Source organism: Streptomyces sp. NPDC050842 (genome assembly GCF_044456565.1).
Lineage (GTDB): Bacteria > Actinomycetota > Actinomycetes > Streptomycetales > Streptomycetaceae > Streptomyces.
Map to the genome: position 1 here is coordinate 1 of NZ_JBITGA010000009.1, position 21,566 is coordinate 21,566.

At 71.9% G+C, this 21,566-nt stretch carries 21 protein-coding genes; 8 read left to right on the forward strand and 13 right to left on the reverse strand.

Going from position 1 to position 21,566, the window contains the following annotated elements:
• On the reverse strand, positions 1 to 464 hold a 464-nt coding region (locus ACIBG6_RS27975), incomplete at its 3' end, for an acyl-CoA dehydrogenase family protein (RefSeq protein ID WP_399225411.1).
• A 125-nt stretch (positions 465 to 589) separates the two neighbouring features.
• On the opposite strand from ACIBG6_RS27975, the gene ACIBG6_RS27980 reads away from it, so the two are divergent.
• Positions 590 to 1,921 carry a UDP-glucose dehydrogenase family protein gene (locus tag ACIBG6_RS27980; protein ID WP_399225412.1) on the forward strand — a complete coding sequence of 444 codons (1,332 nt, stop codon included), beginning with the start codon at positions 590 to 592 and terminating at the stop codon, positions 1,919 to 1,921.
• A gap of 74 nt (positions 1,922 to 1,995) precedes the next feature.
• Here ACIBG6_RS27980 and ACIBG6_RS27985 read toward each other — a convergent pair whose 3' ends face one another.
• Complete coding sequence (locus ACIBG6_RS27985; protein ID WP_399225413.1) at positions 1,996 to 2,916, reverse strand: membrane dipeptidase; 921 nt, start codon at positions 2,914 to 2,916, stop codon at positions 1,996 to 1,998.
• 155 nt (positions 2,917 to 3,071) lie between these two features.
• Positions 3,072 to 3,854 (reverse strand): tellurium resistance protein, encoded by a 783-nt coding sequence (locus tag ACIBG6_RS27990; RefSeq protein ID WP_399225414.1) that lies wholly within the window; start codon positions 3,852 to 3,854, stop codon positions 3,072 to 3,074.
• A gap of 156 nt (positions 3,855 to 4,010) precedes the next feature.
• On the opposite strand from ACIBG6_RS27990, the gene ACIBG6_RS27995 reads away from it, so the two are divergent.
• From ACIBG6_RS27995 to ACIBG6_RS28015, 5 genes are read left to right on the forward strand one after another with little or no spacing between them, the layout of a single operon-like run.
• On the forward strand, positions 4,011 to 5,282 hold the full coding sequence (locus ACIBG6_RS27995; protein ID WP_399225415.1) for a methyl-accepting chemotaxis protein: 1,272 nt from the start codon (positions 4,011 to 4,013) through the stop codon (positions 5,280 to 5,282).
• Positions 5,279 to 5,755: a hypothetical protein gene (locus tag ACIBG6_RS28000; RefSeq protein ID WP_399225416.1), complete on the forward strand. Its 477-nt coding sequence runs from the start codon at positions 5,279 to 5,281 to the stop codon at positions 5,753 to 5,755. Before ACIBG6_RS27995 ends, ACIBG6_RS28000 begins: the two co-directional genes overlap by 4 nt.
• A gap of 37 nt (positions 5,756 to 5,792) precedes the next feature.
• A complete protein-coding gene (locus tag ACIBG6_RS28005) occupies positions 5,793 to 6,458 on the forward strand; it encodes a VWA domain-containing protein (RefSeq protein ID WP_055643135.1) in 666 nt (221 codons plus the stop codon).
• Positions 6,459 to 6,511: 53 nt separating this feature from the next.
• Positions 6,512 to 7,603 carry a protein phosphatase 2C domain-containing protein gene (locus tag ACIBG6_RS28010; protein ID WP_399225417.1) on the forward strand — a complete coding sequence of 364 codons (1,092 nt, stop codon included), beginning with the start codon at positions 6,512 to 6,514 and terminating at the stop codon, positions 7,601 to 7,603.
• Positions 7,600 to 8,559, forward strand: a complete 960-nt coding sequence (locus ACIBG6_RS28015) for a hypothetical protein (protein ID WP_399225418.1) — start codon at positions 7,600 to 7,602, stop codon at positions 8,557 to 8,559. Before ACIBG6_RS28010 ends, ACIBG6_RS28015 begins: the two co-directional genes overlap by 4 nt.
• On the opposite strand, the gene ACIBG6_RS28020 is transcribed toward ACIBG6_RS28015, so the two are convergent.
• The 3 genes from ACIBG6_RS28020 to ACIBG6_RS28030 are packed head-to-tail and all read right to left on the reverse strand — an operon-like array spanning position 8,556 to position 11,535.
• Positions 8,556 to 9,776 carry a dipeptidase gene (locus ACIBG6_RS28020; protein WP_399225772.1) on the reverse strand — a complete coding sequence of 407 codons (1,221 nt, stop codon included), beginning with the start codon at positions 9,774 to 9,776 and terminating at the stop codon, positions 8,556 to 8,558. The genes ACIBG6_RS28015 and ACIBG6_RS28020 overlap by 4 nt on opposite strands.
• Before the next feature lie 32 nt (positions 9,777 to 9,808).
• Complete coding sequence (gene purE / locus ACIBG6_RS28025; RefSeq protein ID WP_399225419.1) at positions 9,809 to 10,345, reverse strand: 5-(carboxyamino)imidazole ribonucleotide mutase; 537 nt, start codon at positions 10,343 to 10,345, stop codon at positions 9,809 to 9,811.
• Complete coding sequence (locus ACIBG6_RS28030) at positions 10,342 to 11,535, reverse strand: 5-(carboxyamino)imidazole ribonucleotide synthase (protein WP_361219724.1); 1,194 nt, start codon at positions 11,533 to 11,535, stop codon at positions 10,342 to 10,344. The genes purE and ACIBG6_RS28030 overlap by 4 nt, the downstream gene beginning before the upstream one ends.
• A 134-nt stretch (positions 11,536 to 11,669) precedes the next feature.
• On the opposite strand from ACIBG6_RS28030, the gene ACIBG6_RS28035 reads away from it, so the two are divergent.
• Positions 11,670 to 12,185, forward strand: a complete 516-nt coding sequence (locus ACIBG6_RS28035) for a GtrA family protein (protein WP_399225420.1) — start codon at positions 11,670 to 11,672, stop codon at positions 12,183 to 12,185.
• Positions 12,186 to 12,222: 37 nt separating this feature from the next.
• On the opposite strand, the gene ACIBG6_RS28040 is transcribed toward ACIBG6_RS28035, so the two are convergent.
• On the reverse strand, positions 12,223 to 13,494 hold the full coding sequence (locus tag ACIBG6_RS28040) for an ATP-binding protein (protein ID WP_399225422.1): 1,272 nt from the start codon (positions 13,492 to 13,494) through the stop codon (positions 12,223 to 12,225).
• A gap of 9 nt (positions 13,495 to 13,503) precedes the next feature.
• Positions 13,504 to 14,181, reverse strand: a complete 678-nt coding sequence (locus ACIBG6_RS28045; RefSeq protein WP_055643128.1) for a response regulator transcription factor — start codon at positions 14,179 to 14,181, stop codon at positions 13,504 to 13,506.
• Between the two features lie 427 nt (positions 14,182 to 14,608).
• On the opposite strand from ACIBG6_RS28045, the gene ACIBG6_RS28050 reads away from it, so the two are divergent.
• The gene (locus tag ACIBG6_RS28050) at positions 14,609 to 16,129 is read left to right on the forward strand and encodes a peptide MFS transporter (protein ID WP_399225424.1); all 1,521 of its coding nucleotides are present in this window, start codon (positions 14,609 to 14,611) and stop codon (positions 16,127 to 16,129) included.
• Between the two features lie 85 nt (positions 16,130 to 16,214).
• On the opposite strand, the gene ACIBG6_RS28055 is transcribed toward ACIBG6_RS28050, so the two are convergent.
• The 5 genes from ACIBG6_RS28055 to ACIBG6_RS28075 form a co-directional block, all read right to left on the reverse strand.
• Positions 16,215 to 17,696 carry a hypothetical protein gene (locus tag ACIBG6_RS28055; protein ID WP_399225425.1) on the reverse strand — a complete coding sequence of 494 codons (1,482 nt, stop codon included), beginning with the start codon at positions 17,694 to 17,696 and terminating at the stop codon, positions 16,215 to 16,217.
• Between the two features lie 14 nt (positions 17,697 to 17,710).
• Positions 17,711 to 18,781, reverse strand: coding sequence for a neocarzinostatin apoprotein domain-containing protein (locus ACIBG6_RS28060; protein WP_399225426.1), 1,071 nt, complete (start codon positions 18,779 to 18,781; stop codon positions 17,711 to 17,713).
• Positions 18,778 to 19,599, reverse strand: a complete 822-nt coding sequence (locus tag ACIBG6_RS28065; protein WP_399225427.1) for a hypothetical protein — start codon at positions 19,597 to 19,599, stop codon at positions 18,778 to 18,780. The genes ACIBG6_RS28060 and ACIBG6_RS28065 overlap by 4 nt, the downstream gene beginning before the upstream one ends.
• Complete coding sequence (locus ACIBG6_RS28070; protein WP_399225773.1) at positions 19,599 to 20,291, reverse strand: peptidase; 693 nt, start codon at positions 20,289 to 20,291, stop codon at positions 19,599 to 19,601. The genes ACIBG6_RS28065 and ACIBG6_RS28070 overlap by 1 nt, the downstream gene beginning before the upstream one ends.
• A 228-nt stretch (positions 20,292 to 20,519) precedes the next feature.
• Positions 20,520 to 21,551 (reverse strand): RNA-guided endonuclease TnpB family protein, encoded by a 1,032-nt coding sequence (locus ACIBG6_RS28075; protein WP_399225428.1) that lies wholly within the window; start codon positions 21,549 to 21,551, stop codon positions 20,520 to 20,522.
• Positions 21,552 to 21,566: the final 15 nt, after the last annotated feature.

Below are 21,566 nucleotides of genomic sequence, written 5' to 3' on the forward strand. Positions count from 1 at the left end.
ATCCAGAAGTCGCCGTCGCGGACCGCGCGGGTCTTCATCCCGGCCGCGTCCGAGCCCGCGTCGGGCTCGGAGAGGGCGTAGGAGAACATCGCGTCACCCTTGGCCAGCGGGCCCAGGTACTTCGCCTTCAGCTCCTCCGAGCCGGACAGGATCACCGGCAGCGAGCCCAGCTTGTTCACCGCCGGGATCAGCGACGAGGACCCGCACACCCGCGCGACCTCCTCGATCACGATCACCGTCGCCAGCGCGTCCGCGCCCGCGCCGCCGTACGCCTCCGGGACGTGCACGGCGTGCAGGTCGTTGGCGACCAGCGCGTCCAGCGCCTCCTGCGGGAACCGGCCCTCCTCGTCCACCGCGGCCGCGAACGGCGCGATCTTCGCCTCCGCCAGCGCACGCACCGACTCCCGGAGCATGTCGTGCTCCTCGGAGGGCCGATACAGGTCGAAATCGGTTGAACCCGCCACGTTCACTCACTCCCACGCTTGCTAACTACCGTTAAGTAACCCAAAGGGTAGGGCGTGGCCCGGCCCCGGGCCAGGGCACGACTATGCTCGGGCAGGCATTCCGCCCGACGTCACTGGAGTACCGCATGGCCCTCAAGATCACTGTGATCGGCACCGGCTACCTCGGCGCCACCCATGCCGCGGCCATGGCGGAACTGGGCTTCGAGGTGCTCGGCCTGGACGTGGTCCCCGAGAAGATCGAGCTGCTGTCCTCCGGGCGCGTCCCGATGTACGAGCCCGGGCTCGAGGACCTCCTCGCGAAGCACGTGGCCGGCATCGAGGGGTCGAGCGGCCGGCTGCGGTTCACCACCTCCTGGGAGGAGGTCGGCGCCTTCGGCGACGTGCACTTCGTCTGCGTGAACACCCCGCAGAAGCACGGCGAGTACGCCTGCGACATGAGCTACGTCGACGCCGCCTTCGCCTCCCTCGCCGCGGTCGTCCGCGAGGGGGCCCTGGTCGTCGGCAAGTCGACGGTGCCGGTCGGCTCGGCGGAGCGGCTCGCGGGCCTGCTGCCCGAGGGCGTCGAGCTCGCCTGGAACCCGGAGTTCCTGCGGGAGGGCTTCGCCGTGCAGGACACCCTGCGCCCGGACCGGATCGTGGTCGGCGTGCAGGACGCCGGCGGGCGGGCCGAGAAGACGCTGCGCGAGGTGTACGCGGTGCCGACCGGCCAGGGTTCGCCGTTCGTGGTGACCGACTTCCCGACGGCCGAGCTCGTGAAGACGGCCGCGAACTCCTTCCTCGCCACCAAGATCTCCTTCATCAACGCGATGGCGGAGGTGTGCGAGGCCGCGGGCGGCGACGTCGCCAAGCTGGCGGAGGCCATCGGCCACGACGACCGGATCGGGGCCAAGTTCCTGCGGGCCGGGGTCGGCTTCGGCGGCGGCTGCCTGCCCAAGGACATCCGGGCCTTCATGGCCCGGGCGGGCGAGCTGGGCGTCGACCAGGCGCTGACCTTCCTGCGCGAGATCGACTCGATCAACATGCGGCGGCGCGGTCAGATGGTGGAGATGACCCGGGAGGTCCTCGGCGGGAACTCCTTCCTGGGCCGTCGCGTGGCCGTGCTCGGCGCGACCTTCAAGCCGGACTCGGACGACGTCCGCGACTCCCCCGCGCTGAACGTGGCCGGTCAGATACACCTCCAGGGCGGCCAGGTCACCGTCTACGACCCGAAGGGCATGGAGAACGCGCGCCGCGTCTTCCCGACCCTGGGATACGCCGACACGGCCCTGGACGCCGTGCGCGGGGCGGACGTGGTGCTGCACCTGACCGAGTGGCGGGAGTTCCGCGAGCTCGACCCGGCGGAGCTCGCCTCGGTCGTCTCGTCGCCGGTGATCCTCGACGGCCGCAACGCGCTGGACTCGGAGCTCTGGCGGGCGGCGGGCTGGACGTACCGGGCGATGGGCCGCCCGCGCGCCTGAGACGACGCGAGAAGGGGGAGGGGCGCCGGTCGGCGCCCCTCCCCCGTTTCGTGCGGTCAGGCCGCGTCGTACCGTCAGGCCGCGGCCGGGCGGATCCGGTTCGTCCGCGACAGGAACTCCGTCTCGCGCAGCGCCCGCGTGACGTTGGCGTGGGCGAGGCCGACCAGGTCCTGGGCGGGCCAGCCCCGGCGGAGGAGCTCCGCGAAGAGCGGGACGTAGCCGCGGGCCGGGTCGGTGGTGTGCGAGACGCCCGTGGAGCGCGGGCCCGCCTCCGTACGCACCCGGTCGAGGACGTCGGCGTCGGCGGCCGGGTCGTCCGTGACCGTGACCATGCAGACGGCGCCGTTCTCGCCGAGGAGCCGCAGCACGTCGTCCGGCAGGCCCTCCGGCGCCGCCCTGGTCAGCAGGGCCGGGGCCCGGGTGACCGCGAGGGCGCGGCGGACCGTGTCCTGGTCGGCGCCGGAGAGGTCCACGGCCAGGCCGAGGCGGTTCATCTCCCGTACGGCCTCGCGGGCGAAGCGGTCGAAGCGGGTGAGGTTCACGGCCCGGACGCCCAGGGCGTGGTAGGCCCGCAGGGTGGCCGCCGAGCCGCCGAGCGCGGGCCAGCCGACCGGGCCGAGCAGGGCGGCGACCCGGCCGCAGTTCCCGGCGTGGGCCATCTCGGCCGTGGTGTACACGAGCCGCAGGTCCTCGGGGCAGGCGGCGACGAGGGCGCGGATCGCGTCGATGCGCCGCAGCGTGCCGATGACGCCCTCGTCGGCCTCCACGTGCAGGGACCAGAACTGCGCTCCGGCCTCCGCCGCCCGGACGGGCGGGAGGTCCTCCGGGTCGAGGGACCGGGGCAGCTCGGTATGGCCCTCGGTGACGGGCTGGGCGGCCAGGATGGCGCGGGCCCGGGTCGTCTCGTCGAGCGGCGGTGGTGGATCGGGGGGATCGAGCGCGCCGACGGCGGCGGGGGCGGCAGAGAAGGGGGGATGATCGTCGAGATCTGCCATGGTGCTACTCCGAACTCGGTGATGCAGTACTGCCCCGCCCAAAGCGGCGGGGCAGTACCGTCCACCGTGCCACCGGCCCCGGGGCGGGGCGCGACGGAGTAGACCGTCCGGGTGAGGCGCGGAGGGCAGTCCCGGCGCCCTGGGCCGGTCCTCGGTCAGTCCTTGGTGGCCCACACCCATTCGAGCCCGAAGCCGTACGCCTGGTCGATCAGCTGCTGGTTGCTCAGCCCGTGGGCCGGGGTGAACCAGCGGACCTCGCGCCGCACCGACAGGCCGTCCTCGCCCGAGTCGATCAGCGCGATCGCGCAGGCGGTCGCTCCCTGTGGGGCGTCGTCGAGCAGGATCCGGAAGCTCGCGGACGGGGCCGTGACGGTCACGGCCGCGCCCAGGCTCCGGAAGTCCACCGCTCCCTCGTAGACGTAGGTGTAGACGAGGAGCCGCCGGATGCGGGACCGGTACTCCAGGTGTGTCCGCAGGGTCTCCCCGTCCGAGGACGCGCCGCTGCGGTCGTCCTGGTCGAGCTGGACGTACGGGGGTGCGGTGAGCGCGCCGAAGGAGTTTCCGAGCGCCTGCACGGCCTCGCGGGTGCCGTCGGCGAGTTCGACCAGACAGCCGAGGTCGAGGTCCGCGCCGGTCGACGCCGACCAATTGAGGTTGGCCTGGAGCACTCCGCGCCCGGCCACCAGGCCTCGGGGGGCCGCCTTGGTCAGGAGGGTGTCGGTGCGGCGGGCAGGGGTCTTCCCGGACGGGCCGGCAGGGGTCCTCTCCGGCGGACGCGCGGGGGTCGCCTCGGGCGGACGCGCGGGGGTCCTCTCCGGCGGACGTACAGGGGTCTTCTCCGGCGGATGCTGCGCTCGTTCCTCGGCCGGTGGGCGCACCGGGCGGTCGCCGGTCGCCGGCTTGAGACGGATGACTCCACGACGGCGATCGTCGCCCACGACCACTCCCCCTGAATGCGCACTTCACCTGTGCGCACACTAACCGCCCCTGGGCTACGATGCGTTCCCATCCGGGGGTTCGAGGGTGCCTCATCAGCGCTGGGGAGCGCGAGGCACCGGCTGTCGCGGCCCCTGTTCCTTCGTGTGGGGGTGGGCATGCCCGTCGGGGCTTCGGCGAATCGTCATCAGATAGCCCGGGAGATCGAGGAGTTCTCACGCGAGGCCGCCCTCGCGCCTCGGAGCGAGGAACTCCTGGAACTCTGCCGGGCCTTGAGGGCGGCGGACAGCGACACCCGTCCCCTGGACCCGTGGACCGAGCTCGATCTGCTCCAGGCCTACGCCCGCCCCGAGAGCATCACCCACGGCGCCTCCAAGCCCGAACACCCGGCGTGGGGCTGGCTGGAGGCACTCCTCGGCGGTCTGGTCTTCATCCCGCTCGCCCTTACCTGGCTGGGGCTCACCCAGGCGTCCAGCGCCTACGGGGCGTTGACGGGCGCGGACCCGAAGGCCGCCGCCCGGCCCTTCCTCCAGCTGTGGCAGTCCGGCTTCGAAGGCCATCTGACGGGCTTCTTCACCTTCGGGCACGTCGCCGGGACCGCGACCGTCGCGATCCTCGTCCTCCTCGCCCTCGTCCTCCTGCACGGCTGGCGTCGCGCCGGGATCTCCCGCCGCGAGGCGGAGGCCGAGCGGCTCACCGACGAGCTGCTGCGCCGGCTCGTACCCTCGCTGACCCGAGCGCAGCTCCTGCTCAACTCCTACCGGCTGTCCTCTCCCCGCCGTTTCACCGCGGAGTTGACGCAATCGGCCGAGACGCTGAACCGGCTCGGCGACCGCGCGGCTTCGACCACGCAGGAGCTCTCCCAGGCGGCCCTGCTCGTCGCCGACTCGCTGGACAAGGCGGAGAAGCGGCTCGCCGGGGTCGACACCTCGGTCCGCCCGCTGGAGTCCGCCGCGACCCGGATCGAGGAGGCGGTACGGGGCGGCGGGAAGGACGTCGAGGCCGCGGTGAGCGGCAGCGGGGTCATGATCCGCAAGGCCCTGGAGGACGTACGGGGTACGAACGGCGAGGTCAAGGACGTCCTGGAGAAGGCCGGGGAGCGGGTGGAGGACTCCGTGACGGCGCTGGCCGCGGCGCAGCGCTCCTTCACCACCGGCATCGAGGTGACGGGAGACCTCTCCGCGCAGGTGCTCGGCAGGCTCACGGAGGTGGTGGAGGCCTCGGTGCGCGGCAGTGCCGACGCCCAGGCCCTCGTCGGCCGGTTCGCCGACCAGGCCGACGCCCTCGGGCTGGTGGCCGAGCGGCTCGGGAAGGCCGTCGAGGCGCTGCACTCCGCGCTCGACACCGTCGGACGGGACACCGGGCGGGATGCGGGCCGGGACGTGCTGCCCGCGCCCCGGCGGCCCGCGGACCGGGCCGACGTCCGGTGAGGGCACCCCGCTTCAACCCCCTGCATCTGGCGGGCTGGCTCTTCGCCGACATGCTGCTCGTCCTCGCGCTGGTCGCAATGGGCGACCAGGGCGACCCTCAGGCGGCCGCCCGGCCGGGGAGCTCCGCGACGCCGAAGCCCGGCCCCTCGAAGAGCCAGAAGCCCAAGGGGCCGCGTGCGGTGACCCGTACACCGGTGAAGGTGTCCATCGACGCGAGTCCAGGGGACCGCGCCGAGATCCTGGCGCGGCTGAAGGCCGCCACCGCGCGGTACGAGGGGCGCCAGGCGGCCTTCGTCCTCACCTTCGGGCGGCACTCCGACCCCGGCGCCGGCGGCGCGTACGCGGGCGAGGTCAACTCGCTGCTGGCGAAGGCCCGTCCGGGCATGTTCAAGGGCGCCACGACGCGCGACTTCTGGAAGGGCGGGGCCTCCGACGGTCACGCCGACATCGAGATCTACTTCTACACGTACTGAGCGGCCACCGACCGCCTCACCGGAGGGATGAGACCCCATGCAGATACTTCCGTTCTACCTGCTGTGCGACGAGTCGGGTTCGATGGCGGGTGACAACGTCGACGCGCTCAACACGACGCTGCCCGAGCTGCACCACGAGATCAGCACCAATCCGACGGTGGCCGACAAGACCCGGTTCTGTCTCATCGGATTCTCCACCGAGGCCAACGTGCTCCAGCCGCTGGTCGACCTCAGCGACATCGAGGAGGTCCCGGCGCTGGCGGCCGGCGGCCTCACCTCCTTCGGCAACGCCTTCCGTACGCTGCTGCGCTGCATCGAGACGGACGTCGCCGCGCTGAAGGCCGAGGGGCACGAGGTGTACCGCCCGGTCGCGTTCTTCATGTCGGACGGCATCCCGACGGACGACGACTGGCCGCAGGCGTACAAGGAGCTGACGGAGTCCCGCTTCTGCCCGAAGATCATCGCCTTCGGGGTCGGCGACGCGGAGGAGTCCACCATCGCGCAGGTGGCGAACTTCCGCGCCTTCATCCAGCAGGACAGCAACGTCTCGCCCGCGGCGGCGCTGCGCGAGTTCGCCTCCAGCCTGACCCGGTCCATCGTCCGCTCGGCCAGCAGCATCGCGGCCGACGGCGGTTCCGACTTCACGCTCAGCGTGGAGGAGACCGTGCCCGGCTTCGCGACCGTCTCGCTCGACAAGCTCTGAGGGTGGACATGGAGCAGGAATCCCCATTGACGCCCGTGCCGACCGTGGCACCCGTGGCACCCGTGGCGGCGTCGGCCCCGTCGGCCGCTGTCGACGGCACGCCGCCCGCTCTCCGGACGGAGCCCACCACGGAGGAGACCCTCGGGGTTCGGAGCCCAGGGGCCGAGGCCCCCGAGGCGGAGGGTTCAGGGGCGGAGGTCGCCGCTGCGCAGCAGACCCCGCGCCCGGTGCCGCCGACGCTCGGAGTCCCGGCTCACAGCGGGCGCAGACCGCCGAGCTATCCGCCGGTGCCGCAGGGCAGGCCCCGGGTGTCGGACGATCCCACCGCCGCCGTCCTGCCCGACATCGTCCTGGACGGCGCCGCCTACCCGCCGCTGACGGTACGGGCCGCCTCCGTCCGGGGCGACTCCCACCGCTATCACGGTGAGCCCCGTCAGGACTCGCTCGGTGTGAGCCTGCTCGGCGAGCCCGGCCCCGGCGAGCTCCTCATGCTCGCCGTGGCCGACGGGGTCGGCTCCGCCTCCCTCTCGCACGTGGGGTCGAGCAGCGTGTGCCGCTGGGCCGCCTGGGCCTTCGCCCACCACGCCCAGGAGCTGTACGAGGCGCTGGCCGCCGGCGCGGCCGCCCACTTCGCCGAACTGGCGACCTTCGTGGTCGAGCGGCTCGCGGACAAGCTGGCCCGCAACGCGAAGAGCCGGTCGCACGACCCTGCGAGTCACGCCACCACGCTGCGCGTGCTCCTCGTCCCGCGCGATCCGTCCATCCGTACCCGAGGCCTGCTCACCGTGGGCGACGGCGGCATCGCGCTGCTCCGAGACGGGCGCTGGGACCTGGATCCCGGCGGGACCTCCGAGGCGAGCGGGGCCGGGGACGGGGTCATCGACACCCGGACCGCCGCGCTCCCCCTGTCCCGTACCGCCGAGACGAGGCTTCTGACCACCCGACCCGGCGACGTCCTCGTCCTCTCCACCGACGGTCTGTCCACGCCGCTGGCGGGCGAGTCCGAGATGCGGGAGTTCTTCGGCTCCGCCTGGGGCGGTGGTTCCGTGCCCGAACCCGCCGACTTCCTCTGGCAGTTCCAGTACCGGGTGAAGTCGTACGACGACGACCGCACAGGCGTCGTGCTCTGGGAGGCCCAGCCGTGACCGCGCAGGACGGGGCCGACGTCGAGCAGTCCCTGCTCACGCTGGTGCGGAAGCTCGCGACCGGCGGGCAGGGCGAGGTGCACGAGGTGGGCGGCCCCGGGGAGCTGCTCTTCAAGCGGTACCTGGAACCGCAGAAGGTCGACGGGGCGGCGCTCGCCGCCCTGGTGACGCTGCGCCAGGGGCTCGCCCCCGCCGAGGTCCAGCGGCTGGACCGGGAGACGGCGTGGCCGCTGTGCCGGGTGCTGGACGGCGGCCGGGTCGTGGGCTTCCTCATGCGCCGGGCGCCCGACGCCATGTCCTGGCGGACGGGCAAGGGCGACACCCGGCTCATCGAGCTGTCCTACCTGCTGCGCCCGCCGAAGGCGGCCTGGCAGGCGGTGCCGCAGCCCGCGCCGGCCGAGCGGTACGCGCTGGTGGTGGCGCTGGTGGAGCTGTTCGGGTGGCTGCACACGCTGGGGCTCGTCGTCGGGGACCTCTCGCAGGCCAACGTCCTGTGGTCGCTCGATCCCGGCCCCGCCGTGCACCTGCTCGACTGCGACGGCGTACGGATCACCGGCAGGCCCCCGGTCCTCGCGCAGGCCGACACCCCGGACTGGCTGGACCCGAAGGCCCCGCCGGGGGTGGTGAGCATCGACAGCGACCGGTACAAGGCTGCGCTGATGATCGGCCGGGTCCTCGCTCAGGACGCGTACGCCACTCCCGAGCAGCCCCTGACGCCGCTGGCCGGCGTCCTGGACGAGCGGCGGGCGGCGGCCGTGGGGCGGCTGTGGGGGCTCGCGGGCGGGGCGTACGGCACGCGGCCCGACCTGGGGCAGTGGCGTACGGCGCTGGCCGGACGGGACACGATCAAGTTGCTCGCCGCGCAGCCCGCGCCGCGGCCCGTGGTGGACCGCTCGCGGTTCGACGGCGGGTCGCGCCGCGAGCGGGGCACCATCAGCTTCCGGGACACCCGCTAGCGGGCGTCCGTCGTGTCGATCGTCGCGTTCGACGGGGACGTGCGGGAGCGGAGGTCGCGGGAGACCGCTTCCGCGTCGCGGAGGGTGCGGACCGCGTTGGACCAGGTCAGCTTGGCGATGTCCGGGTGGGACCAGCCGCGGTGCAGGAGCTCCGCGATCAGGTTCGGGTAGCCCGCGACGTCGTCGAGGCCGGCCGGGGTGAAGGCCGTGCCGTCGTAGTCGCCGCCGATGCCGATGTGGTCGATGCCGGCGGCCTCGCGCATGTGGTCGAGGTGGTCGGCGACCGTGGCGACGGTGGCGATCGGGCGCGGGTTGTCCGCCTCGAAGGCGCGGTGCAGCTTCATCGCGTCGGCGGTGGTGTCGAGGTGGTCGAAGCCGTGCTCGCGGAGGTTCTCGTCCGCCCGCGCGGTCCACTCGACGGCCGCGGGGAGGATGAACTTCGGCACGAACGTGGCCATCGCGACGCCGCCATTGGCGGGCAGCCGCTCCAGGACGTCGTCCGGGATGTTCCTCGGGTGGTCGCAGACCGCCCGGGCCGAGGAGTGCGAGAAGATCACCGGCGCGGTCGAGGTGTCGAGCGCGTCCCGCATGGTGGTGGCGGCGACGTGCGAGAGGTCGACGAGCATGCCGGAGCGGTTCATCTCACGGACGACCTGCCGGCCGAAGGCGGAGAGCCCGCCGACGCCGGGCTCGTCGGTCGCCGAGTCCGCCCAGTCGTTGTTGTCGTTGTGCGTGAGCGTCATGTAGCGGACGCCCAGGGCGTGCAGCGCGCGCAGGGTGGCGAGGGAGTTGTTGATCGAGTGGCCGCCCTCGGCGCCCTTGAGCGAGGCGATACGGCCCTGCTTGCGGGCCGCCTCCATGGCGTCCGCCGTCAGCGCCGGGGCGAGGTCGCCCGCGTACCGCTCCAGGAGCTGGTCGACGATGTCGATCTGCTCCAGGGTCGCGCTGACCGCGTCGTCCCCGGCCAGCCGGCAGGGCACGTAGACCGACCAGAACTGGGCGCCGACGCCGCCGGCCCGCATCCGGGCGAGGTCCGTGTGGAGCGCGCCGGTCTGGTCCGCGCCGATGTCCATGCGGTCCAGGTCGTACCGCGCGTGCTGGCGCAGCGCCCACGGCAGGTCGTTGTGGCCGTCGACGACGGGATGGCCCGCGAGCAGCTCGCGGGCCTCCGCCAGACGGTCCGCCGCGCTTCCGGCCGTCGTACTGCCGGCCGTCATGCTGCCGGCCCCCGCGCTTCCGGCGGTCGTGCTCACTTGCCGAAGCCGAACGAGTCCGCGCCCTCGACCTTGGCCCGCAGGCGCTTGCCCTTCTCCGTGGCCTGGTCGTTGAGCTCCTGGAGGAACTCGTTCATCCGGGTGAGGAGTTCGGGGTCGTGCGCGGCGAGCATCCGGGCCGCGAGCAGGCCCGCGTTGCGCGCGCCGGCGACGGAGACCGTCGCGACGGGGACGCCGGCCGGCATCTGCACGATGGAGAGCAGCGAGTCCATGCCGTCGAGGTACTTCAGCGGCACCGGCACGCCGATGACCGGGAGCGGCGTGACCGAGGCGAGCATGCCCGGCAGGTGGGCGGCGCCGCCCGCGCCCGCGATGATCGCCTTGAGCCCACGGCCCGCGGCCTCCTCGCCGTACGCGATCATCTCGCGCGGCATCCGGTGCGCCGAGAGGACGTTCACCTCGTACGCGATCTCGAACTCGTCCAGGGCCTGGGCGGCGGCCTCCATGACGGACCAGTCGGAGTCGGATCCCATGGCGATGCCGACGACGGGGGCGGTGGCGGTGCTGCTCATTCGGTGATCGTTCCTCGCAGATAGCCGGCGGCGTGACGGGCGCGCTCCAGCACCTCGTCCAGGTCGTCGCCGTAGGTGTTGACGTGCCCCACCTTGCGGCCGGGCTTCACATCCTTGCCGTACATGTGGATCTTGAGCTGCGGGTCCCTGGCCATGCAGTGCAGATACGCGGAGTACATGTCCGGGTAGTCGCCGCCCAGGACATTGCACATCACGGTCCAGCGGGCGCGCGGCCGCGGATCGCCGAGAGGAAGGTCGAGAACCGCCCGGACGTGGTTGGCGAACTGCGAGGTGATCGCGCCGTCCTGGGTCCAGTGGCCGGAGTTGTGCGGACGCATCGCCAGTTCGTTGACGAGGATGCGGCCGTCCGTGGTCTGGAAGAGCTCGACGGCGAGGTGGCCGACGACCCCCAGCTCCTTGGCGATGCGGAGGGCGAGCTCCTGGGCCTGGCCCGCGAGCTCGTCGTCGAGGTCCGGCGCCGGGGCGATCACGGTGTCGCAGACACCGTCGACCTGACGGGACTCGACGACCGGGTAGGCCACGGCCTGGCCGTGCGGGGAGCGGACGATGTTCGCCGCGAGCTCGCGGACGAAGTCGACCTTCTCCTCGGCGAGGACCGGGACGCCCGCGAGGAACGGGTCACGGGCCTCCGCCTCCGTACGCACGAACCAGACGCCCTTGCCGTCGTAGCCGCCGCGCACGGTCTTGAGGATGATCGGGAAGCCCCCGACCTCGGCCGCGAAGGCCACCGCGTCCGCCGCGTCCGCGACGATGCGGTGGCGCGGGCTCGGCGCGCCGATCTCGTCGAGCTTGGCGCGCATCACCCCCTTGTCCTGGGCGTGCACCAACGCGTCGGGCCCCGGGCGGACGGGGATGCCGTCCGCCTCCAGGGCCCGCAGGTGCTCCGTGGGGACGTGCTCGTGATCGAAGGTGATCACGTCACATCCGCGCGCGAAGTCACGCAGCGTGTCCAGGTCGCGATAGTCGCCGATGACGACGTCGCTGACCACCTGGGCCGCCGAGTCCTGCGGGGTGTCACTGAGGAGCTTGAACTTGATGCCGAGGGGGATGCCCGCCTCGTGGGTCATACGGGCGAGCTGACCGCCACCGACCATGCCGACTACCGGGAACGTCACTCTCTTAGGGTATCCGCACCACCGGGGAACACTCGTCCGCCTGTGGTTTGTCACAAGGACAGTGCGGGTGGAACCTGGGTTTCCCCGTGGTTTACGAGGTACTCGGGCGGGTGACAGGGGGGCTGGTTAGCATGGTTGGGTTGACGTCGCCCGGACGTCACCCGGACGGACGGGACTGAGCCATCACCATGAGTGAACCCGGCGCGCTGCGCATGCGACTCAACGGGCTCTTCCGTGAGGTCGCCAAGTTCGGGGTCGTCGGTGGTCTCGGCGTCCTGGTCAACCTCGGCGTCTTCAACGTGGTCCGCCACTTCTCGGACCTTCAGGTGGTCCGGGCCAGCCTGATCGCCACCGTGGTCGCGATCGGCTTCAACTACGTGGGGTTCCGTTACTTCACGTACCGCGACCGGGACAAGTCGGGACGGACGAAGGAACTGTCGCTGTTCCTGCTGTTCAGTCTGGTCGGCATGGTCATCGAGAACGGCGTGCTCTACGCGGCCACGTACGGCTTCGGCTGGGACGGCCCGCTCGCGAGCAACTTCTTCAAATTCTTCGGGATCGGGATCGGGACCCTGTTCCGCTTCTGGTCGTACCGCACCTGGGTGTTCCGCGCGCTGCCCGCGAAGGAAGCGGTGCAGGCCGCCGAATCGTTCCTTGAGCAGCCTCCGCGGCAGGCGACCCGCCGCCAGCCCGACCGCGTCTGACCTGCCCTTTCATCGGACGCGAGCGCCCCGTACGGAGCTACCGTACGGGGCGCTCGCGCGTCCGGTCCGAGACGCTCCTGACCTCCCGGCTCAGGAAGAGCGCGAAGATCGGCGGGTGCTGCTGGAGCAGTTCCAGGCGCCCGCCGTCCGCCTCCGCCAGGTCGCGGGCGACGGCCAGGCCGATCCCCGTGGAGCTGCGGCCGCTCACCGCCCGCTCGAAGATCCGCGCGCCGAGGTCGGACGGGACGCCCGGCCCCTCGTCCGTGACCTCGATCACCGACTGGTTGCCGGTGACCCGGGTCCGTACGGCGACGGTGCCGCCGCCGTGCATGAGCGAGTTCTCGATCAGCGCGGCAAGGACCTGGGCGACCGCGCCCGGGGTGCCGACGGCCCGCATCCCCTGCTTGCCCGAGTGCACGATGGCCCGCCCCGCGCTGCGGTAGGCCGAGCGCCACTCCTCCAGCTGCTGCTTGACGACCTCGTCGAGGTCGAAGGCGACGGCGGAGCCCGTACGGGGGTCCCGGGAGTTGGTCAGGAGCCGTTCGACGACGTCCGTGAGCCGCTCGACCTGGGTGAGCGCGATCGTCGCCTCCTCCTTGACCGTGTCGAGGTCGTCGGCGAGCGCGACCTCCTCCAACCGCATGGAGAGGGCCGTGAGGGGCGTACGGAGCTGATGCGAGGCGTCGGCCGCGAGCCGGCGCTCGGCGGTGAGCATCCGGGCGATGCGCTCGGCGGAGGCGTCGAGGACGTCCGCGACCCGGTCGAGCTCGGGCACCCCGTACCGCTTGTGCCGGGGCCGGGGGTCGCCGGAGCCGAGGCGCTCGGCGGTTTCCGCCAGGTCGGTCAGCGGGGACGCCAGCTTGTCGGCCTGGCGGATGGCGAGGAGGACGGCGGCGATGACGGCGAGCAGTGCCACCGCGCCGATGATCAGGAGCGTGCGGCCGACCTCGGCGGTGACCGTGGAACGGGACTCCTCGACGACCACGGTCTCGCCGCGCTCGCCCTCGGCGAGGCCGCGGATGACGTTTCCGGTGGGGCGGGTGCCGATCTCGATGGTGTCGCGGCCGGGGATGCGGATCTGCGCGTACCGCTTGGCGCCGCTCTGCTCGGCCAGGATGTCCGGGTTGACCGGCTCGCCGCCGATGAGCCGGCTGTCGACGATGGAGACGATCCGCAGCGCCTCCGAGTCCACGCTCTCCTGCGCGCTGCTGGAGATCGTGCGGGTCTCGACGATGACGAGGGAGACGCCGAAGACGGCGATGACGACGAGCACCACGGCGAGCGTGGAGTTGATCAGACGGCGGCGCACGACGCTTTCCTAGCTCTTTTCGAAGCGGAAACCGACTCCGCGCACGGTGGCGATGTAGCGCGGGTTGGCGGCGTCGTCGCCGAGCTTCTTGCGGAGCCAGGAGATGTGCATGTCGAGGGTCTTGGTGGAGGACCACCAGGTCGTGTCCCAGACCTCGCGCATCAGCTGGTCGCGGGTGACGACCCGGCCCGCGTCGCGGACCAGGACCCGGAGCAGGTCGAACTCCTTGGCCGTGAGCTGGAGCTCCTCGTCGCCCATCCAGGCGCGGTGCGACTCGACGTCGATCCGTACGCCGTGGGTCGAGGGGGCGGCGACGGGCTCGCTGGAGCCGCGCCGGAGCAGGGCCCGGACCCGGGCGAGGAGCTCGGCCAGGCGGAAGGGCTTGGTGACGTAGTCGTCGGCGCCCGCGTCGAGCCCGACGACGGTGTCGACCTCGTCGGCCCGCGCGGTGAGGACCAGGATCGGGACCGCGTGTCCCTCGGCGCGCAGCCGCCGGGCGACCTCCAGGCCGTCCATGCCGGGCAGCCCCAGGTCGAGTACGACCAGGTCCACTCCGCCCTGGAGTCCGGCGTCGAGGGCGGTCGGACCGTCCTCGCGGACCTCGACCTCGTACCCCTCTCTCCGCAGGGCGCGGGCCAGCGGTTCCGAGATGGATGCGTCGTCCTCGGCGAGCAGTACACGGGTCATGGGGTGATGGTAGTCCGCACCGCCGCCGGGCCGTGGCGGGATCCGTTCGGCCCGGGCGCCCCCTCCGTATCCTGTGGGCATCCTGTTCATGACCTTGGAATAGCCTTGCGCGGTTGCATTTCCGCCTGTGATCCATCTCTCAAGTCCTTCCATATCCGGCACTGTCGTGTCGTATGGTGTCTCGACGTATGTAGCGGTAATCGGGGACCTTTGGCGAGCTTCGTGCGCCAAGGTCCTCTTTCTACGTGAGGTCGGCCCCGCCGATCCTCGAAGACAGTGAACGACCTGTGGGCCGGGTTCCGGGACGCGACGACGCGACTCCCGGGGCGTGGATCCCGGTGGCGTCCAACGACTCTGCCGGTGCCGGCCTCCCCCACCGGGCGCACCCCGCTCACAAGGCGAGCGTCCCGACAGAGCAAGGATCGACATGGCGTCCAGCCTGACGACGGCTTCGACCGGAACCCCTGGTTCCGGGAAGACGTTCCTCGGCCACCCCCGCGGCCTGGCCACCCTCTTCTTCACCGAGATGTGGGAGCGTTTCTCCTACTACGGCATGAGGGCCCTTCTCGTTCTGTACCTGGTCTCCGGCGGCGCGGACGCGGCCACCGGCAGCCAGGGCGGCGGCCTCGCGATGACCGCGGCCACGGCCACGGCGATCTACTCCGTGTACGTGTCGATGGTCTACCTGATGGCCATGCCCGGCGGATGGTTCGGCGACCGCGTCTGGGGCGCCCGCAAGACCGTCACGATCGCCGGCTTCGTGATCATCGCCGGTCACGTCTCGCTGGCCCTCCCCGGCCAGGCGATGTTCTTCGTCGGCCTCGCGCTCGTCGCGGCCGGCTCCGGTCTCCTCAAGGCCAACATCTCGACGATGGTCGGCCACCTCTACGACGGCCCGGACGACCCGCGCCGTGACGGTGGCTTCACGCTCTTCTACATCGGCATCAACCTGGGTGCGTTCGTGGCGCCCTTCGTCGTCGGCACCATCGGCGAGAAGGTCAACTGGCACCTGGGCTTCGCCCTCGCCGCCGCCGGCATGGCGCTCGGTCTCGCGTGCTTCCTGTCCTTCAGCAAGAGCCTGAGCCCGAAGAGCAACGTCGTCCCGAACCCGCTCTCCTCCGAGGAGCGGAAGGCCATCCTGGTCAAGGTGTCGCTCGTCGCCGTGCTCGTCGCCGTCTTCTACGGCGTCGTCGTGGCCCTCGGCATGTACACCCTGAACTGGGCGCTCGTCCCGATCACCCTCGCCGGTCTGATCATCCCGGTCGCCGTCCTCGTCCGCATCAAGCGCGACAAGGACCTCGACAAGACCGAGCAGTCGAAGATGACCGGCTACATCTGGTTCTTCGTCGCCGCCGCCGTCTTCTGGATGATCTACGACCAGGGCGGCTCGACCCTGGCCCTCTTCGCCGACGGCAAGACCGCCGACAGCGTCTTCGGCTTCGGCTTCCCGGCCACCTGGTACCAGTCCCTGAACCCGCTCTTCGTCATGGCGCTGGCCCCGGTCTTCGCCTGGCTGTGGCTGTGGCTGGCCCGGAAGAACCAGGAGCCGAACACCATCGTGAAGTTCGCGATGGGTCTCGTCCTGGTCGGCGCGTCCTTCTTCGTCTTCGTCGTCCCGATGAACATGGCGGGCGACGGCACCAAGGTCTCCCCGATGTGGCTCGTCTCGATCTACATGATCCAGACCATCGGCGAGCTGTGCCTCTCCCCCGTCGGCCTCTCCGTCACGACGAAGATGGCTCCGCAGAAGTACGCCTCCCAGATGATGGGTGTCTGGTTCCTCGCCGTCACCGCCGGCGACTGCACCACCGGTCTGCTCTCGCTGGCCGGCGTCGACCTCAACGGGACAGGGATCATCGCGATGGAAGCCTCATTGGCCGTCCTCGCGGGCTTCGCGATCTACATGTACCGCAAGAAGGTCCAGGGGCTCATGGGCAGCGTCCACTGACGCCGTCCCCCGCAGGACACGTGAAGGCCGCCGCACCGGTTCCGGTGCGGCGGCCTTCGCCGTCATGAGCCTTCTCAGCGCCGTCTCAGCGCCTCAGGCGCGCCCACGGTGTGAAGGTGAACACCGCGCCGCCGATGAGGATGACCGTGCCCGCGACCAGGGCGAGGGCGCGCAGGGCGCCGTCGCTCTCGGCGCCGGTCTCGGCGAGGTTCTCACCGGAGGAGCCGCCGGAGGCCGCCGCGCTGCCGCCGGAGCCCGAGCCGGAGCCGGAACCGGAGCCCGACGCGCTCGAACCGCCGTCGGAGCCGCCGCTCGCCGCCCCGCCGGACTGCTTGCTCGTGTCCAGCTCGAGGGAGGCGTTCACCGCGCCCTTGACCTGGCACGGGATGTCCATCTTCGCGGAGCCGAGCGTGACCTTGATGGTCAGCGCGCCCGGGCTGAGCGTGGACTTCCCGGTCGCGCCGGGCTTGTACGTGCCCTTCATGTCCTCCAGGCTCACCGGGGCGCCCGCCGCGACCGCCGTGGGGTTGGGGGCGCCGGTGACCAGCACCGTGCCGCTGTCGGCTCCGCCGATCTTGACCGCCATGGTCGGGACGAGAGCGCCCTTGGGGAGGGGAGCCGGGCTGTCCATGACGCCCTTGGCCGTCTTGACGGTGAGGTCGTAGACGGCGCCGTTCTTCTTCGCGCTGATCGTCACCTTGGAGTTGATGTTCGGCGGGCCGGGGGACGTGCAGGTGAAGGCGACGGTGACTTCCTTGCCCGGGAAGTCGGTCTGCCCCCCGCCGCTGCCACCGGAGGAACCACCGGTGGAGGTCGATCCGCCGGCGGAGCTGGAGCTTCCTCCAGAGGTCGAGCTGCCGCCCGAGGTGGAGCTGCCGCCCGAGGTGGACGTCGAGCTGCCCGTACCGGCGCTGCCCGTGTGCCCGCCGGAGGTGGTCGTACTGCTGCCCCCGGAGGTGGTGGTCGTGCTGCCGCCCGAGGTCGTCGTGGAACTGCCGCCCGACGTGGTCGTACTGCTGCCGCCCGAGGTGGTGCCCCCGGCCGCCGTCACCTTGATCGTCGCCGCGGCCGGGACCGCTTCCTTCGGGGTGCACTTCGTGTCCGTCGACAGCGGCTTGGACACGTTGATCGTGTACTTGTCGGGCGTCAGCGTGATGTCGCCCGCCGCGGTCAGCTTCAGCTTCCCCTTCATCTCGGGCAGCACCATCGCGCTGTTCTTGGGGATCGGCGGGTTGCTCCGCGGCCCCTCCATCGCGACGGTGCCGCTCCCCGCGCCGCCCACCTTGAGGACGCCGCTCGGCTTCACCGTGTCCGCCCCGAGGTCGAGCACGTCGGGGTTCTTCGAGGCGGCCTGGACCGTCTTCCAGACGATCTCGACCTCGTCGCCGACCTTGGCCTCCGCCGGTGCGGTGATGAGCACCTTCGTGGTGCCCTGCACCGGCGGGAGACCGGAGATGGACGGTGGGATGCACTCCGTCTTGTACGAGACCTCGGCGGCCTGTGCGGGGCCGGCGGAAATCAGGATCCCCGCGCCGCCGAGCATCAGCGCGACCCCGGCCGCGCTCATCCTCCGTTGCGTACTCACGCATGTCCCTTCGTCGTCGGACTGCTCTCTGGCGCTGACGGTGCGGAGTCAGGGCTGAACCACGGCAGGACCGTGGTCGGTTCGTCGTCCCTCGCGTCCCCGTTCACGGGGGCGGGGACGGACGTGCGGGTACGGCGGCGCAGTGCGGCCGTACGAGTGCGGGGAGCGCGGCCGGCCCGGCGTCCGGCGGACGGGCGGCCCGCGGCGGGCCGGACGCGGTCCACCACGGCCATCCCGATCCGGAACAGCGCCGCCGGCACGACGACGGCGAGCAGCACCCAGAAGAGCGTCACGCCCCAGGGGCGGTCCACCCCCCACGGCTGCTCGACGAGGATCTTGCCCGCGTACCGGACGGAGACCTGGTAGTCGCCGTGCGCGCCCGCCGTGAGTTCGGCCGGGAGCCGGACCAGGGCTTTCTTGCCGGGTTCGATCGTGCCGCGCCACTGGCGTTCCTCGTACTGCGGCGCGAAGACGCCGTGGCTCGTGCCGACTTCGAAGACCGGGTCCTTGACGGCGGCCGAGCCGAGGTTGCCGACGGTGAAGACGACCTCCCGGCGCGGTGGCGCCCCGAACCAGACGAGCAGGCCGCTGGAGCCGTCGAGGCGGACGGACGCGAGGACGGCGAGCCGCCCGTTGCCCGAGGCCTCGGGGAGCGGGGCCGTGGGGTGTCCGGCGACCGTGAACGCCTTGTCGACCGCGTCCTGTTGGCCCGTGACACCGGCCACGTGGACCACGCAGGGGCAGGGCTTGGGCGGTTCGGCGACCGGGAGTTTCGCGCTGAACGCTCCCCTGGCGTCGACGGTGGCGGCCCGGCCCTCGCTGTTGGAGCAGGAGTTGGTGCCGCCGATGACGCCCTTGCCAGGCGCGGACTGGCCGCAGATCAGGAGCATGAGCAGCGCGCCCGGCTTCCAGCCGCTGCCGCTGACGGTGATCGTGCCGCCCTTGCCGCCCTCGGCCTGGGAGAGTTCGACCACGGGCCCGGGCGCGGCCGTGGCGGTGACCGCGGGCGGCAGCGCGAGGGCGAGGGCCGTCAGGAGGGCGGCGGCAGCCGTACGGATCGTCCTCATGGTGTCGCTCCCTCCGGGGCTCGCTGGGTACGGGACCTGCCGCGCCGCCACACCGCGTACCCGCCGCCCGCCACCGCGAGCAGCAGTCCGGCCGTCCCCGCGAGGGCGGTGCCCTCGGCGAAGGCGGCCTCGGTACGGGCGCCGGCGGGGGCCGCGCCAGGGGCGCCGGCGGTCAGCCGGACGGTGACGGAGTCGAGGGCGGGCGGATCGGGCCAGGGTTCGGTGCGGGTGACCCGCTCGCCGGGGCGCAGGGTGAGCGGCAGGGCGCGCTCCGGCCGGTCGAGGACCGTGCCGAGGAGGCCCTCGGCACGGACCGCGAGGGTCGGGGCGAGGACCGTCGTGCCGCGGTTGACCAGGGTGTAGTGGAGGCCGCCGGCGGCCTCGTCGACGTGGACGTCCTCGATGGTGAGCGCGGCGAGGCGCGGGCCGCTCACGCGCAGGAGCAGCTCCACGCTCAGCTCGCGTCCGGCGGCCGTGGCGCGCACGGTGCCCCGGTGGTCGCCGGGTGGGGTGTCCGCGGTGACGGTCACGGCGAACGGCACGTCGGCCCGGGTCCTGGCCGGCACGGTGACGGTCCGCGCGGCGAAGGCCACCGGTGCGCCCTCGCCCGCGAGTCGTACGGTGAGCGGCCGCCCGCCCGGGTTGGTCACCGACAGGGTGTCCTGGAGGACGCTCCCCGCGGGGCCCTCCAGATAGGCGTACGGCCGTCCGGCGGTGGGTGCCGCCGTCCAGGCCCGGTCTCCGGGGGGAGCCGCCGCGACCGCGCCGACGAGGGCGGTCGCGGCGGCCACGAGCCCGGAGCGCACCGCCGCCCGCATCAGCGTGCCGTGCGCCGCGTGAGCCAGAGGACTCCGGCGGCGCCGGTCAGCAGGACGGTGCCGCCGAGGGTCCCGAGGGCCAGGGCGGAGTCGAGCGGGCCGGTCTTGGGCAGTTCGGTCCCGGAGCCGTTGTCGTCACTGTCGTCGTCGGCCGGCGGGGTGTCGTCGCCGCCCGCGACCCCGGTCACGTCGAGTTCCAGCGAGGGCGCGGGGTTGTTCTTCGGTGTGCACTCGGCCGCGTCCATGCCGAGGGCGTGCACGATGAGCGTGCCGGCCGTGAAGGTGACCTTGCCGTTCTTCGTCGGCGTGAACGTCCCGGTCAGCGTGCCGATCTTGATCGGGGTCTCCGGCGGGATGGCGGCCGTGTTCGGCGTTCCCTTGACCTTCACCGTGCCCGACGCGGCCCCGCCGAGGACGAGCTCGGCGCGCGGGGTCATGACTCCCTTGGGGAGTTCGATCGGGCTGTCGGAGACGCCCTTCTCGAAGGACATCGTGATCGTGTAGCCGCTGCCGCTCTTGACGGCCTTGATGTCGACGGGCGAGACGGCGTCCTTCGGGCCGATCTTCGTCACGCACGCGTAGTTCACATCGACGACGGTCGCCTGGGCGGCCGGCGCGGTGGTCAGCACGGCGGCGCCCGCCACCGCGACCGCCGCCGTGAGACCGGCGGCCGTTCTCCTTCGGTTCGGCACCTTGGACACCCGAGCACCCCTCACCGCAACGTAACTGACGGTCTTTCAGATTGGCCGTCAAGGTACGCCGGGAGCCTTGCGGAGGGAAGGCAGAGGAACGGGTCAACTTCTCGGCCGTGAACGGCCGAGCTTGTGCGCTCGGTTGCGTTCACACCTTGTCGCGCTTCCGACTGCCCCCTACGACGGGACGGTCACGGGTCGCATCTCCCCGCTACTGCTCAGGCTTGTTCAAGCCGGGGCGGTGTCGGGGACGGGCCTGTTGACGAAGGCCCACGCCGAGCGTGCGCGGTCACGCACGTTGACCCCAAACGGCACCCCGGCCCGGCGGGCCTTGTAGGCAAGGTGCTCTCCGAGTTGGTGAAAGGGCCAAGACGAGAGCGTGCCCCGCTGGTCGCGTCGAAGCCGTACCCGGTCGCGGATCCCGTCCAACTCCTCGACGGCGATCCCGCGACCGGTGCGTTGCGCGACGGACACGATCTCCTTGGAAATACGGTGATTCACCTGCGTGGCATGCCGCTGCTCCCGCCCCGCACGCCGGGCCAGCAGGCGTTTCGCGGACCGGGTGCCCACCGCCTGGAGTCGGGCCCGTTTGCGGGCGTGCCAGTTTCGGTAGCGGGCGAGGCGGCGGCCCTGATAGTTGGTGCCGTCCGAGGTAGTGGCGAGGTTGACGATGCCCCGGTCCACGCCGATGAAGTCCACCGGATCGCACACATCCGGGTCGGGGATGTCACAGGTGGCGATCAGGTACCACTTGCCCTTGCGGCACACCAAGTCCGACTCGCCCCGCCGGTGCTCCCGAAGGGTCTTGAGCTGGTCGGCAGCCCCGGTGTACCGCACGCCCTTCATCCGCCCGGAGACCGTCCAGATGGAGACGATGTGGGCATCGGTCTGCCAGGACAGGCACCGGTCGTCGAACGGCTGCGCCGACTGCAGGCGGAAGGTGATCGGGCCGCCCATCGCCTTGCGATACCGCTTCGACGACACCCGGCCCAGACACCCCGCCTTCGCCTGCGCGGCCAGGGCCGCGTAGGCGTCGGCGACCTTCTTCACCACCCGCACCGCCGGCTGCGCGGAAAGCCCGAACGAGGCCTTGATTTCGGTGTAGAGCAGTTTCTGCAGCCCGTTGCGATCCTTCACCCCACGCGTGTAGGCCACCTTGGCGACATGCTCGGCGGCCTGGTTACAGGCGTGCAGGGTCGCTTCAAGCGCCGCCGCTTGTAGGGGCGTCGGCAGTAGCTTCACTCGCACGGCCAGTTTCACAAGATCCGACGGTAC